General features: G+C 66.8%; 16 protein-coding genes. 10 read left to right on the plus strand and 6 right to left on the minus strand.

The window, feature by feature from the left end; genetic code table 11:
* Positions 1-73: 73 nt before the first annotated feature.
* From CQY20_RS31005 to CQY20_RS31025, 5 genes are all read right to left on the minus strand, one after another.
* Positions 74-859, minus strand: a complete 786-nt coding sequence (locus CQY20_RS31005; RefSeq protein ID WP_097944748.1) for an MBL fold metallo-hydrolase — start codon at positions 857-859, stop codon at positions 74-76.
* The gene (locus tag CQY20_RS31010) at positions 859-1,329 is read right to left on the minus strand and encodes an ester cyclase (protein WP_097944750.1); all 471 of its coding nucleotides are present in this window, start codon (positions 1,327-1,329) and stop codon (positions 859-861) included. Before CQY20_RS31010 ends, CQY20_RS31005 begins: the two co-directional genes overlap by 1 nt.
* Positions 1,330-1,380: 51 nt before the next feature.
* Entirely contained in the window at positions 1,381-1,650 is a 270-nt protein-coding gene (locus CQY20_RS31015) for a cytochrome C oxidase subunit IV family protein (RefSeq protein ID WP_097944752.1), read from the minus strand.
* A complete protein-coding gene (locus tag CQY20_RS31020) occupies positions 1,650-2,153 on the minus strand; it encodes a cytochrome c oxidase subunit 3 (protein ID WP_097944771.1) in 504 nt (167 codons plus the stop codon). Before CQY20_RS31020 ends, CQY20_RS31015 begins: the two co-directional genes overlap by 1 nt.
* 62 nt (positions 2,154-2,215) lie before the next feature.
* On the minus strand, positions 2,216-2,884 hold the full coding sequence (locus CQY20_RS31025; RefSeq protein WP_097944773.1) for a hypothetical protein: 669 nt from the start codon (positions 2,882-2,884) through the stop codon (positions 2,216-2,218).
* Between the two features lie 148 nt (positions 2,885-3,032).
* Here CQY20_RS31025 and CQY20_RS31030 point away from each other — a divergent pair, with 148 nt between their 5' ends.
* From CQY20_RS31030 to CQY20_RS31040, 3 genes are read left to right on the plus strand one after another with little or no spacing between them, the layout of a single operon-like run.
* Entirely contained in the window at positions 3,033-3,653 is a 621-nt protein-coding gene (locus CQY20_RS31030) for a TetR/AcrR family transcriptional regulator (RefSeq protein ID WP_097944754.1), read from the plus strand.
* A gap of 48 nt (positions 3,654-3,701) precedes the next feature.
* Complete coding sequence (locus tag CQY20_RS31035; protein ID WP_097944755.1) at positions 3,702-5,261, plus strand: phytoene desaturase family protein; 1,560 nt, start codon at positions 3,702-3,704, stop codon at positions 5,259-5,261.
* A gap of 36 nt (positions 5,262-5,297) precedes the next feature.
* Positions 5,298-6,278, plus strand: a complete 981-nt coding sequence (locus tag CQY20_RS31040) for an NAD-dependent epimerase/dehydratase family protein (protein ID WP_097944756.1) — start codon at positions 5,298-5,300, stop codon at positions 6,276-6,278.
* A gap of 50 nt (positions 6,279-6,328) precedes the next feature.
* Here the strand turns inward: CQY20_RS31040 and CQY20_RS31045 are convergent, their stop codons facing one another.
* A complete protein-coding gene (locus CQY20_RS31045) occupies positions 6,329-6,691 on the minus strand; it encodes a UBP-type zinc finger domain-containing protein (protein ID WP_097944758.1) in 363 nt (120 codons plus the stop codon).
* Positions 6,692-6,753: 62 nt separating this feature from the next.
* Here CQY20_RS31045 and CQY20_RS31050 point away from each other — a divergent pair, with 62 nt between their 5' ends.
* The 7 genes from CQY20_RS31050 (at position 6,754) to CQY20_RS31075 (ending at position 13,758) form a co-directional block, all read left to right on the plus strand.
* Entirely contained in the window at positions 6,754-7,197 is a 444-nt protein-coding gene (locus CQY20_RS31050) for an SRPBCC family protein (RefSeq protein WP_097944760.1), read from the plus strand.
* A 66-nt stretch (positions 7,198-7,263) separates the two neighbouring features.
* Complete coding sequence (locus tag CQY20_RS31055) at positions 7,264-9,834, plus strand: helix-turn-helix transcriptional regulator (RefSeq protein WP_174814767.1); 2,571 nt, start codon at positions 7,264-7,266, stop codon at positions 9,832-9,834.
* Between the two features lie 105 nt (positions 9,835-9,939).
* Positions 9,940-10,914 (plus strand): acyltransferase domain-containing protein, encoded by a 975-nt coding sequence (locus CQY20_RS31060; RefSeq protein ID WP_163701177.1) that lies wholly within the window; start codon positions 9,940-9,942, stop codon positions 10,912-10,914.
* 58 nt (positions 10,915-10,972) lie between these two features.
* Positions 10,973-12,052 (plus strand): CaiB/BaiF CoA transferase family protein, encoded by a 1,080-nt coding sequence (locus tag CQY20_RS31065; RefSeq protein ID WP_097944765.1) that lies wholly within the window; start codon positions 10,973-10,975, stop codon positions 12,050-12,052.
* 49 nt (positions 12,053-12,101) lie between these two features.
* Entirely contained in the window at positions 12,102-12,548 is a 447-nt protein-coding gene (locus tag CQY20_RS31070) for an SRPBCC family protein (RefSeq protein ID WP_097944767.1), read from the plus strand.
* A gap of 76 nt (positions 12,549-12,624) precedes the next feature.
* Positions 12,625-12,792, plus strand: coding sequence for a hypothetical protein (locus tag CQY20_RS35010; RefSeq protein WP_163701172.1), 168 nt, complete (start codon positions 12,625-12,627; stop codon positions 12,790-12,792).
* A 54-nt stretch (positions 12,793-12,846) separates the two neighbouring features.
* A complete protein-coding gene (locus tag CQY20_RS31075; RefSeq protein ID WP_097944769.1) occupies positions 12,847-13,758 on the plus strand; it encodes an LLM class F420-dependent oxidoreductase in 912 nt (303 codons plus the stop codon).
* The last annotated feature ends 126 nt before the right edge of the window (positions 13,759-13,884 follow it).

Below are 13,884 nucleotides of genomic sequence, written 5' to 3' on the forward strand. Positions count from 1 at the left end.
CAACGACGCCACAGCGCACTCGGCGGCCTCCCACCGATCAGCCGACTGACACCAACGTCATGACTCGGTACACCTAGGCGGTGTCCTTGGCGCGTTCGAACAGCAGCGCGTCGTGCGCCGACGCGATGACGAGATCCGGCTCGTCTCGCCGGTACAGCTCCCACAGCCGAGCATGGTTGTCCCACATCTTTTTTCGGTCGAAGGCGACTACGGTTTCCATTCCCCACAACGTGCGCGGCACGGGACTGCCGTCAAGGTAGCCGTGGTGGTAGAAGGCGTCGCCGCAGTGCAAGATCCAGCGATGGCCCGCATCCACCGCAACGCACGCATGCCCGCGAGTGTGACCCGGCATCGAGATGAGCACAATACCCGGCGCTATCTCGTTGAGCTCCTTCGCCGCGGCGAACCCGCGCCACGCTTCACCGTTGGGGCTGTGTTCGACGATGTCGTGGTCTTTCACCCACTGCTGGCGGCCGTACCTGACCCGTTCGGCGCGGGTCGGCGACACGAAGGCGGCGACGGCCTCGGCGGACGTGACGTGCAGTTGCGCACGCGGGAAATCGGCTGCGCCACCGACGTGGTCGGTGTCCAGGTGGGTCAGCACGATGTGGCGCACGTCCTCGGGAAGGAAGCCGAGCGCGTCGAGCTGACGTACGGCGGCCTCGCTGGCGTGGAACACCGGCCTGGTGAAGAAGCGCACCGGGCCGACCCGCCCCTTCGGGTCGACACAGTCGTCGATGCCGAAGCCAGCGTCGATGAGAACCAGGCCGTTGTCGGTTTCGACCAGCAGGACATGGCACACGCATCTCGGGCCCTTGACGGGGTACATGGTGCCGCAGTTGAGATGGTGAACCTTCATCAGTCCTGCTGGTCTCCGTCGTCTTGACCGGCGGCGAGGGCGAGCACCTCGGCGCGCCCGATCTGCGTCACCAGGCTTGCCGAATCGAAGTAGACGCGTTCGTTGACGATGCGGTCGCCGTCGAAGAAGAACACCGCGATCACCGGCACGCGGAACGCCTTACCTGTCGGCGCAAAGCCGTAGAACTCGCCGAGATTGGTTCCCAGCAGGTCGAATTCGACGATCACCGCATCCTCGGTGACGTGGTGACGGACGTTGTCGTGGCGCTGGTCCGGGAATGCGGTGCGGGTCATGCGGTAGTAGCCCATCACCTCGTCGGCGCCGTCGAAAACCTGACCTGTCGGCATGATCTCGTAACGCGGGTGACCGTTGAAGGTGGCCAGGGTTCGGTCGAACTCGTGTGTCACCTCGGTATCCATGTGTTCGGAGATGATCTCGAGGCGGCGTCGCCGCAGATCGTCGTCGAGCATTCCTCAACTGTAAGCGGAGCGGCGCAGTGGCCGGTCCACGAATTCGCTGGCCTACAGCCAGAGATACAGAGTCGACAACACCGCCCAGATCGCCAAGCAGTAGAACTCGAAGGCGGCCCGCAGCGGTAGCGGCGCGTGCCGCAACTCCATGAAATCCAGCCCGACCAGCCGTACTTTCAGCGCCGCAATCGCCAACACGACCAGCACGACCGTCGCGCCCGCCCCATGTTCGGCCCCGACGGCCCACGAAATGATGGTGGCGGCGACTAACAGCAGCCACGAGATCCCTGCGCGATTGGCAACGAGTTGAAGCAGTTTCATCAGCTCACCAGGTACAACAGTGCGAACAGGAAGATCCACAGCAGGTCGACGAGATGCCAGAAGCACGCGCCGCCTTCGACGAGCGCAAGCCGCGTCTCGCTCAGCTCCGCCCTGCGCGCCTGGGTGACCAGCAGGCCCAGCACGGCCAGACCGATGCACACGTGCAGCAGGTGCAGACCGGTCAGGATGAAGTAGTACAGGTAGAAGTGGTTTGCGCCGGGCCCGTGCCCGGCTGAAGCCAGCGCCACGTACTCGAAAACCTTCAGCCCGACGAACAGCAGGCCACAGCCGAACGCCGCGTACAACGCATTGGCCGCGAGCGGTCGCATCCTTGACCGGATGGCGCCCAGCGCGGCCACGACGAACAGTGAACTGGTCAGCAGCACCAGGGTGTTGGTCACGCCGACACCGATGTGGAGGGTCCTGCGTGCGATGTCGAAGACCTCGGGCGCCTTGGCACGTTCCACCATGAACGTCACGAAGAAGACGCCGAAAACGACCATGTCGCCGAACAGGAACACCCATGTGCCGGACTCGCCGGGAATCCGGCGGACGGTCTGCGCGGTCACGCGGCGACGAGGTGTGCTTCGGCGGCTTGTTGCGCCTTGACCGAGCCCGCGATCACGAATGTGCTGGCGAACAGCCAGATGAGAAGCGCGGCACCGGGAATGTAGAACGAGAACACCCCGTTCCACGCCAGCGGGCCGTCGTTGAAGACAACGGTCATCCCGCCCGGCAACGACAGCGTCGCCACCCACAGATTCAGGTAGCCGTACCAGCGGGGAAACGTCCGCGGTTCGGTGGTGTCGACGAACGCCGCGACGGCCAGCGTCAGGTTCTGCACGATGATCGTTCCTGCGATGCCGACGAACCACAGCCAGAACAGGTCGTCGAGCGCGAGGGTGATCTCGGGAGGTCTCTGGTCCGGCCGGAACGCGGCCGCGGCGAGAATGATGAACGCGAAGATGAACGCGGGCACGAACACCGCGGCCGCGAGCAGCTGCGTGACCGCGAGCATGCCCCAGCGCCCCTCCACGCGGCGGATCCGAAGGCAGATCGCGGCCAGGAACGGGAACGCGACGACGACCGCGAGCAGGCTGCCCGCGATGCCGAAGCGGATCCAGATCTTGTGTTGGACAAGGAAATCGGTGATCTCGTCGGCCGACGCCGTCGGCGACAGCGGAGGGAACAGCCGTGCCATGACCGAGAAGAAGACGCTGAACAGGACGATCATCACGATTCCGCACCAGGCGCCGATGCGCTGCAACTTCAGCTCCACGGCTGGCACGTTACTAAGCAACGGCCGCCCCGCGAGGCACTTCGCCGAGAGTTTTGACAAATTTGTCGAAACCTCTGCCGCCGGGGTGCGGTAATTTACGGCCATGGCCCGACCCGCGCAGACGGCGCGCAGTGAGCGCACCCGTGAGGCGTTGCGGCAGGCCGCGGTGGTCCGATTCCTCGCGCAGGGAGTCGAGGAGACGTCTGCCGAGCAGATCGCAGCCGACGCGGGCGTCTCGTTGCGGACCTTTTACCGCCACTTCGCCTCCAAGCACGACCTGCTCTTCGCCGACTACGACGCCGGCCTGCAATGGTTTCGCGCCGCGTTGGCGGAGCGGCCTCCCGACGAGCCGATCATCGAGTCGGTCGGCGAAGCGATCCTGGCCAGGCCGTATGACGACTGGGCGGTGGCAAAGATTCCGGCGTTGCGGGCACAGGAACTCGACCCGGGCCGGATCATGCGGCACATCCGGCAGGTGGAAACGGATTTCGCCGAGGCCATCGAGGAGCGGCTCGCCGGTGATGCCCCGCCCGCAATGGGCACCGACGACCGGATGCGGATCACCGTCATCTCCAGGTGCATCGCGGCGGCGGTGTTCGGGGCGATGGAGGTGTGGATGCTGGGCGGGGACAGGTCGCTACCCGAATTGAGACGCCTGACGCAGGAGGCGCTGCAGACGCTGCGCAAGGGCATCGACGACGTTCTCCAGCGTCGGCTGAACTGAAGTTTCGTCAATATTGACAAAACTTCGGGGGCGTGTCAGATTCAGCCAATGACGGACTTCGACGCCATCGTCGTAGGTGCGGGCCACAACGGGCTGACCGCAGCCGCGCTGCTGCAGAAGGCCGGGATGGCTACCCTGTGCCTGGATTTCAAGCTGTACGCCGGCGGAATGGCCTCCACCGTCGAGCTTTTCGACGGTTTCAAGTTCGAGATCGCGGGGTCGGTTCAGATACCGACCTCGGCCACTGTGAGTCACGAACTCGGCCTTGACACGCTGCCGACGGTCGACCTTGACGTCATGTCGGTGTCGCTGCGCGGCGTCGGCGACGAGCCGCTGATCTACTACACCGACCCGATGAAGCTGCTGACCCACATCAACGAGGTTCACGGCGCCGAGGCCGTCAACGGGATGGCGGGCTTGATGGCGTGGTGCCAGGCGCCCACCAGGGCGCTCGGCCGCTTCGACGCCGGCCAGCCGCCGAAAACGCTCGACGAGATGTATGCCTGCGCCACAAACGAATTCGAGCGCTCCACGATCACCGATCTGTTGTTCGGCTCGGTCACCGACGTGCTCGACCGCTATCTGCCGGACAAGGAGAAGCACGGCGCGTTGCGCGGCATGCTGGCGCTGTTGGCGTGCAACACCACGTATCGCGGCCCTGCGATACCCGGCACCGCCGCGGCGCTGGCGTATGGCTTCGCGGTGCCCGACGAGAACGCGCTGCTGGTGAAGAAACTGCGCGGCGGCATCGGCGCGCTGACGACCCACCTGCAGGAGATGTTCATCTCTGACGGGGGCGAACTAAGGCTGCGCAGCAAGGTCGAAGAGATCCTGGTTTCCGACGGCCGCGTCGCCGGCGTGCGACTCGAGGACGGGTCGACCGTCTCCGCGCCCCTCGTCATCTCCGGCATCGCCCCCGACCTGACCGTCAACGGGCTGATCGACGCGAACGCGGTGCCCGCCGAGATCCGCCAACGGTTCTCGCGGGCCGACCACCGCGGCAGCTATCTGCAGATGCACTTCGCGCTGGACGGCATACCCGAGTTCGCCGCGCCCTACGAGATCCTCAACGATCCCGAAATGCAGTCCAACATCGGCTTTTTCAGCACACCCGAAGAGCTGCAGCAGCAATGGGAGGACAGCACCCGCGGCATCGTTCCCGCCGACCCGTCGATCGCACTGCAGATCCCGTCGGTCAACGACCCCGGCCTGGCGCCCGACGGCAAGCACGCCGCCTCGGCGTTCTCACTGTGGTTCCCGGTCCAGGAGGGCGAGTCCAGCTACGGCGACATGAAGATCGCGATGGCGCAGCGCGTCATCGACAAGATCACCAAGCTGGCGCCGAACTTCAAGGACCTGATCATCAGGCACACCACCTTCACGCCCAAACACATGGGCACCATGTTCGGCGCCCCCGGCGGGGACTACTGCCACGGGTTGATCCATCCCGAGCAGATCGGACCCAACCGGCCGGGGCCGAAAGGCTATGTCGACCAACCGATCCCGATCGATGGCCTGTACCTCGGGAGCGCCGGATGCCACGGCGGGCCCGGCATCACGTTCGTCCCCGGCTACAACGCGGCCAAACAGGCGTTGGCCGACCGCTGACGTTTCGGGGCAGGACAGCAAGGGAACTATTCAGCCATGGCGTTGACAGTCGCAGTCACGGGTCCCACGGGTGACATCGGTATCTCGGCGGTCAGCGCACTGGACCAGCACCCGGAGGTCGAACGGGTGATCGGAATGGCGCGCAGGCCGTTCGATCCGTCCGCGCAGGGATGGACCAAGACCGAATACCGCCAGGGGGACATCCTCGACCGCGACGCGGTGGACGCCCTGGTTGCCGACGCCGACGTCGTCGTGCATCTGGCGTTCATCATCATGGGCTCGCGCGAGGAAAGCGCACGCGTCAACCTGGCTGGCACCCGCAACGTGTTCGAGGCGGCGGTGGCGTCGCCGCGGACGCGTCGGCTGGTGTACACCTCGTCGGTCGCCGCATACGGCTACCACTCCGACAACCCGGTGCCGATAACCGAGGACGTGCCGCCGCGCGGATCGCCGGAGCACTACTACTCCCAACAGAAGGCGGCGTGTGAGGCGGCGCTGGCGGAGATCACCGCGGGCACGGAGTTGGAGGTCTACATCCTGCGGCCGTGCATCGTCGCGGGGCCGAAGGCGCTCGCGCTCGCCGAGGCGATGCCGTGGAACCACTTGCCTGACGCGGTGCGGAAGGTGACGCATGCGGTGCCGCTGCTGAAACCGCCGTTCCCTGACCCCGGCACACCGCTGCAACTGGTGCACCACGACGACGTGGCGTCCGCGATCGCCTTGGCCGTAACGACTTCAGCGCCGCCAGGCGCCTACAACCTGGCCGCCGACGGGGTGCTCACGATATCGGAGGTGGGTGCGGCGCTCGGCGCTCGGCCGATCCGGATACCCCATTTCTTGATGACGGCCGCGTCGGAGGTGGTGGCCCGGGTACCGTTCGTGCCGTCGATGCTGGAGTGGTTACACACCGGGCGCACGTCCGTCGTCATGGACACCACCAAGGCGAAGGAGCAACTCGGCTGGCGGCCCAATTACACTGCGGCTGAAACGTTGTCGGCTCTGGCGGCGGCGACGTAGGCGAACGGGCCGAAGGACGCACGGCCAACGTTCTTGGTGATCATGGCCCTCTACATCTCGTTGTTGTCGCGCTGGCGTAACTGGGCGGCCCAGTCGCTCGGCACTCTGCCGCGCGGGCCGGGGACGGTTTCGTCGTTCGGGCGGGATTGCGGTGGGGCCAATTCCGGGCCGTCGTAGTACTGGTTGGTCTGGTAGTTCCAGAACCAGTCCTCGCCGGGCTCGAACGAGCGGATGATCGGATGGCCGGTCTCGCGCCAATGCGCCGATGTGTGACGGGCCAGCGAGTCGTCGCAACAGCCGATGTGCCCGCACGCCGCGCATCGCCGCAGGTGCACCCACCAACCCCCGACGGCGTTGCATTCGACGCATCCGGTCCCGCTGGGAGGAACGGTGGGGTCGACTTCGCCGCTCATGGCAGCCCAGCCTACTTGCCGGATCGGCGCCAGAGCGCCCTCGCCGGGACTAATGTCGCGCCATGGCTATCAGCGATTCACGAGAAGTCGTCATCGAGGCGACGCCGCAGCAGATCCTCGACGTCATCGCCGATGTGGAGTCGGCGCCGGAGTGGTCGCCGCAGCATCAGGGCGCTGAGATCCTCGACACCGACGACAACGGCAGGCCCGGTCGGGTCAAGCTCAAGCTGAAGACCATGGGCATCTCCGATGAACAGGTGGTGCAATACGAATGGACCGAAAGCACCGCGGGCTGGACGCTGATCAGCTCCAGCCAGCTCAAGACGCAGCAGGCCCGCTACACGCTGGCCCCTGACGGCGACAAAACCAGGGTGAAATTCGAGATCACCGTCGACCCGGCGGTGCCGATTCCCGGGTTCGTGCTGAAGCGGGCGATGAAGGGCGGACTGGAGTCGGCCACAGACGGCCTGCGCGAGCAGGTGCTGAAGGTCAAAAAAGGCCACTGACGCACACAGTGCTTCTACGCTCAACGAGTGCGTCTGTCCTGGCCATTGACCGGCCGAAGCGCCGAGATGCGGGCGATCGAGGCCGCCGTCGCGGCGCCCGATGTCGGCGGCGTCGTGATCTGCGGCCCGGCCGGTGTCGGAAAGAGTCGCATCGCGCGTGAGGCGTTGGCGGCCGCCGCATCACGCGGCCGGGTAACCCGGTGGGCGGTCGGGGCGTCATCGGCGCGGGCCATACCGCTCGGCGCGTTCACCGCGTGGGCGCCGACGCGCGTCACCGACTCCGTCGCACTGGTGCGCGGCGTCGTCGAAGCCCTGACCGCCTCGTCGGGCGCCGAGGTGGTGGTCGGCGTCGACGACGCCCATCTCCTCGACGACCTGTCGGCGTTCGTCCTGCATCAGATCGTGCAGCGCGGCGCGGCGAAGGTCGTTCTCACGGTGCGCGACGATGCACCGACTTCCGCTGCAATACAGGAGATTTGGACCGCCAACCCGTTCTACCGGCTTGACCTGAAACCGTTGTCGGCGGGCGACACGGCGGCCCTGCTCTCGGCCAGTCTCGGCGGATCGGTCTCCGCCGACGCGTCCGACCGGCTGTGGGACCTGACCCACGGCAACGCGCTGTACCTGCGGAACATCGTCGAGCAGGAGGTCGCTGACGGCCGGCTGGCGCGGGATCGCGACTACTGGCGCTGGACCGGACCACCGGTGCTGCCGCCCGGCCTGGCTGAACTGGTCGAGTCCCGGATCGGCGAGCTGTCCGGCCCCGTCAGCGATGTCGTCGACCTGCTGGCGGTCGCAGAACCGCTCGACCTCGCACTGCTGACGCGGATCACCGACGCCGCGGCCGTCGAAGAGGCAGACACGCGCGGCCTCATCACGTTCGAGCCGGCCGTCACCGGTATCGAGGTGCGCGTGGCGCACCCGCTCTACGGAGAGGTACGCCGACGGCGCGCGCCACGCACCCGGCTGCGACGATTACGCGGAGTGGTCGCCAACGAGCTCGCCGGCACCGGTGACAGCGACGACCTGCGGGTGATTGTCCGCCGCGCGGCGCTGAGCCTGGACTCGGATCTCACGCCCGATCCCGGCCTGCTGGTTCGGGCGGCCCACGGCGCGGTGTGGCTGGGCGATCTCGGACTGGCGGATCGCCTTGCCGAAGCGGCGAGCCGGGCTGGAGCGGGGCCGGAGCCCGCGCTGGTTCGAGCGCACGCGTTGTCGTGGCTCGGACGCGGTGAGGAAGCGGAGGAGGTGTTCTCCGGCATCCGCACCGATGAGCTGACCGACTGGGACCGAGCCAGATTCGCCTTTCTGCGGTCGAGTAACATGATGTGGGCGCTCGGCGAGCCCGCGGCCGCGAAGCGGCTCATCGACGAGGCATCCGCCACCACACCGCCGGACGCCCGCGCCTACATCGATGCATTCCTCACGGTGTACTGGTTTGCGACGGACCAGCCGTCGGCTGCCTTGCGGGCTTCGAAAAACCTTGCTCTGGCTGATATTCCAGTCGTCGGCGCCGAGGTCGCGTGGGCGCTGGCCCAGATTCTTGCCGATGCGGGCCGCACCGCAGGAGCGGTCGACGCGGCGGAGGCCGGCTACGGGGTCGCGACCCGCACACTGGACGCACCGCACATGCGGTTCAACATCGGCGACGCACACGTCACCGCGCTGCTGTTGGCAGGCCGCATCGCCGACGCGCTCGACGTGGCCGGATACATGCGTGAGCAGGCGGCCGACCTGCCGGGGGAGGCGCAATTGTTGGGCGCCGCCGTCGCAGGCCGCGCCGCACTCGGTGCCGGCGATGTGAAGAACGCGCTTGCCTTGCTGCACCGCGCCGTTCACGGGCTGTCCTCATCGCATGCGAGCGGCTGGGGATACCGGTATCGCATCGCGTACGCGGTCGCGCTCGCGATGAGCGGGTCGAGCGACGAGGCGGCAGTCGAACTGAGCGCACTCGACGGGGTCCAGCGGAACTTCCGGCCGCTGAACTTCGAGCGGAGCCTGGCGCGCGCCTGGATCGCAGCGGGTCAGGGCGCCGTCAGCGAGGCCACTTCACTCCTGTTGTCTGCAGCCGAAAAGTCCCGGAAGGTAGGGCGTTTCGGTGAAGAGGTGCTGTGTCTGCAGACGGCAGCGCAGTTCGGGGATCGGACCGGTGCGATACGACTCGCCGAACTGCAAGCGATGGTGGAAGGCCCGCGGGCGGCCGTCGCCGCGCGCTTCGCCGCAGCTCTGGCGGCCGATGATGGGGCGGAGTTGTCCGCTGTTTCAGCGGAATTCGAGAAGATCGGTGATGTCGTGGCCGCCGTCGATGCGGCCGCGCACGCCGCGCTCGCGTATCGCCGCCACGACAAGCGAGGGTCGGCCATGGGATGTTCGACGCGAGCGGACGCACTTGCGCAGCATGCCGGCGTGTTCACTCCCGCGCTTCGCCATGCCACCGAGCCCCTGCCGTTCACCGACCGCGAGACCGAGATCGTGATGCTGATCGGCGAGGGCCTGTCCAACCGCGCCATCGCCGAACGGCTCACATTGTCCGTGCGAACCGTGGAAAGCTACGTCTACCGCGCCATGCAGAAGACCGGCACCACCAGCCGCGAGGAACTCGCCGCCCTGCTGCCGCGCCGCAAAGTGGATCGGTAGCCTCGACCAGCGCTGCGCCATTTGCAGTGGTGCGCTACTGCGCCCATGCCTGCGGGTTCGAGTCACGCTTCATTCCTGCGAGCGGTCGAGTCGAACGGAGCATGCATGTCCGACTACACGATGGCCACGGGCGACTCAGCTTCCTCACGCGGCACCGTCTTCGTTTTCCCTGGCCAAGGATGGCAGTGGACGCGCGCGCTGACCGACATGTTGGACCTTGTCCCGGCGTTCGCCGACGAGATGCGGCGATGCGACGCGGCCCTCGGTGAATTCGCCGACTGGTCGCTGATCGAGGCGGTGCGGACCCCGCCCACGTCTGCGATTCGGGATCGGGTCGACGTCACCCAGCCCATGCTGTTTGCAGCGATGGTCTCGTTGGCCGCGCAGTGGCGAGCACTTGCCGTCTATCCGGACGCCGTGCTCGGCCACGCACAGGGAGAGGTTGCCGCGGCGTACGTCGCCGGCGCCCTGTCGTTACGCGACGCCGCGAAGGTCATTGTCACGGGCAGTCAAGCGATGGCCACTCTCGCGGAACGCGGTGGCATGGTGTCGATCGAATGGCCCGTCGAGCGCGTTGTCGACCTGATCGAACCCTGGGCCACTTCGATAGCCGTTGCCGCGCAGAACGGTCCGTCATGGACCGTTGTCACCGGAGATTCGGCGGCAGTCGACGAGTTGATGAGTCACTGCGAAAAATACGGCTTACCGGCCGCCCGGATGTCCGGTGCCTGCGCCGCGCATTCGGCCCAGGTCGAAGCATTGCGGGAGGTGCTTCGCCCGACCCTCTCCGGTTTACAGCCACGCAGGGCAGGCGTCGCTTTCATCTCCGGCGTCACGGGTGCAGCGTTGGACACTTCGATCCTCGAGGGTGACTACTGGATCGCCAATCTCCGTCAACCAGTCCTCTTCGAACAGGCCGTCCGGTGGTGCTACGAGCACGGCTATCGCACGTTCCTCGAAGCCACTCCGTTCCCGTCCCTCGGTGTCGGGATTCAGCAGGCGCTGGACGAGTTCGGCGGCAGCGCGCCTGCCGAATTGCGTTGGTGGACTTCGGCGCTGACGGCACCCCCTCCGAATTGAACAAGAGGATAGGAGGCGTCATGACAGAGGCGCCCCAGCGCCGCACTAGTCTGCGAGCATGACCAACACGGGTCCCCTCGCGGGGGTGAGAGTGATCGAGCTCGGCGGCATCGGGCCGGGCCCGCACGCAGCGATGATGCTCGCTGACCTGGGCGCCGACGTGATCAGGGTGCGCAGGCCCGGCGGCTTGACCATGCCCGCCGAGGACGTCGACCTGCTGCATCGCGGCAAGCGGATCGTCGACCTCGACGTCAAGAAGCAGCCGCAAGCGCTGCTGGACCTGGCCGCCAAGGCCGATGTGCTGCTGGACTGCTTCCGGCCCGGCACGTGCGAGCGGCTCGGCATCGGGCCCGACGACTGCGCCGCGGTCAATCCGCGGCTGATCTTCGCGAGGATCACCGGCTGGGGTCAGGACGGTCCGCTGGCGCAGACCGCGGGTCACGACATCAACTACCTGTCGCAGACCGGCGCGCTGTCGGCCATCGGCTTCCGCGACCGCCCGCCCGTCGCCCCATTGAACCTTGTCGCCGACTTCGGTGGCGGCTCAATGCTGGTGCTCGTCGGCATCGTGGCGGCGCTGTATGAGCGCGAGCGGTCCGGAAAGGGCCAGGTGATCGACGCCGCCATGGTCGACGGCGTCAGCGTGCTCTCGCAGATGATGTGGACGATGAAGGCGACCGGCTCGCTGCGCGACGAGCGGGAGTCATTTCTGCTCGACGGGGGCGCGCCGTTCTACCGCTGTTATGAATGTGCCGACGGCCGATACATGGCCGTCGGCGCGATCGAACCGCAGTTCTTCGCCGAATTGCTGGCGGGTTTGGGTTTCGCGCCCGGCGAGGCGCCGAACCAGTTCGACGTCGCCGCCTACCCGCAGATGCAGAAGATCTTCACCGAGCGGTTCGCCAGCAAGACCCGCGACGAGTGGACCGAGATCTTCAAGGGCACCGACGCGTGCGTGACGCCCGTGCTGACCTGGACCGAAGCCGCCGAAAACGAGCATCTCAGAGCGCGTTTGACGGTCATCGAGAACGATGGCGTCGAGCAGGCCGCGCCGGCGCCGCGGTTCTCCCGCACGCCCGCCGGTCCCGTCGGCACACCGCCGAAGGGCACCACGACGCTCGATGAGATCGGGTGGTGACTGGCGCGTTCGGGCGCCACGGTCTTGGCGTCGGGTTTAAATTTGCTCCGTGGCTGTTCGAGCATCACGCGAAGTGGTTTTCGATGCCCCGCCGGAGGCAATCCTCGACGTGCTCGCAGACATCGATGCGGTGTCGGCGTGGTCGTCGCTGCACAAGAGCGCCGAGGTGATCGACCGCCACCCTGACGGCAGGCCGTATCACGTGAAGGCGACGTTGAAGATCATGGGGATCACCGACAAGGAGATCCTCGAGTACCACTGGGGCGATCGGTGGATGGTCTGGGACTCCGCGGCGACGTTCCAGCAGCGCGGCCAGCACGGCGAGTACAACCTGACACCCGAAGGCGAGGACAAGACGCGGGTGCGCTTCGACCTGATCATGGACCTGGCCGCGCCGTTACCTGGGTTCCTGATCAAGCGGGCCAAGAAGATGGTGCTCGATGTCGCGACCGAACGGCTGCGCGAGCGGGTCGAACGTACGCGCTCGGGGGGATAGCGGCCATAGGCAGCTACCGGGTAGCCGGTAGGGCGAATGGACGTCAGCGTCGTCGCGGTAGCTCGACGGAGCGGCAATGCTGATTGCAGCCGTTTGGAGGGACTGCCCGATGAAACTGTACTTCGCTGCCACCACCGTCATCTTCGTAATCGCCATCGCCGCATTGGAATTCGTGGGCTCGGCCCACGCGGCCGTGCTGCCGGAGATGGAAATGACGACACCGCAAGCCTTTGAATCGCGCTGATCTTCAGTGGACAGGCCGGGAATAGCGTCCGCGTCGGGGCCGGTTGGTGCGGGTATGCCGACTGGAATCGTTCTTCAAGCTCGCCCGGATGCCGCCAATGTGGTCGACGACGTCGTGTCGCAAGCCCGCCGCGCCTACGACATCGGGGTGCGTCAGATCTGGGTGGCCCAGCAGGTCGACCACGACGCCATTGCGCTGGCCGGGTTGGTGGGCGCGGCCGTGCCCGGGTTGGGGGTGGGCACGTCGGTGGTGCCGATCAACCCGCGTCATCCACTGATCGTCGCGTCGCTGGCGCAGACGGCGCAGGCCGCCTCGCATGGCAACTTCAGCCTGGGCCTCGGCCTCGGCGCGCATGAGCCCGAACGTCGCGCGTTCGGCAAGACATGGCCCAACACCGTCGACCGGTTGCGGGAGCATCTGACCGTACTGCGCGCCATCATCGATGACGGCGCCGTCGACTTCACCGGCAACGAGCTGACGGCCCGACCGGACTGGCCCGTCGCAGTGCCCGGCGGCCGACCGTTCCCGGTATACGTTGCGGCGATGGGCCCCAAGGCGTTACGCGTCACCGGTGAATTGGCCGACGGCACACTGCCCTATCTCGCGGGGCCGCGCACGCTCGGCGAGTTCATCCGGCCCACCATCGCCAAGGCCGCCGCGGACGCGGGCAGGCCGAGCCCGCAGATCATCGCTGCCGTGCCGGTGATCGTCACCGACGACGTCGACGCCGGGCGCGCGCGGGCCGCGGAGATCCTGAGCTTCTACGAAACCATCCCGTCGTATCAAAAGGTGATCGCGCGCGAAGGCATCGACAGCGCAGTGGAACTCGCCGCGATCGGGCCCGTGGAGACGGTGGTCCGCAAAACCAAGAGCTACCTCGACGCCGGCGCGACGGACGTGACGGTGAGCGGGATCGATCGATCCGCCGACCTCGAGCCGCTGTGGGAAGTCGCCGCCGCGCTGTAACACGCGCTCCCAACTACGCCCAAACCGACATTTGGGTGGCGACACGCCGCGATTTCGCGCCCAAATGTCGGTTTGGGCGTAAACGGACAGACAGGTAGGCGGGCGCTAGCCGAGGCCGTGCAGGAT

The sequence above is a fragment of the Mycolicibacterium agri genome, assembly GCF_002553505.1.
Lineage (GTDB): Bacteria > Actinomycetota > Actinomycetes > Mycobacteriales > Mycobacteriaceae > Mycobacterium > Mycobacterium agri.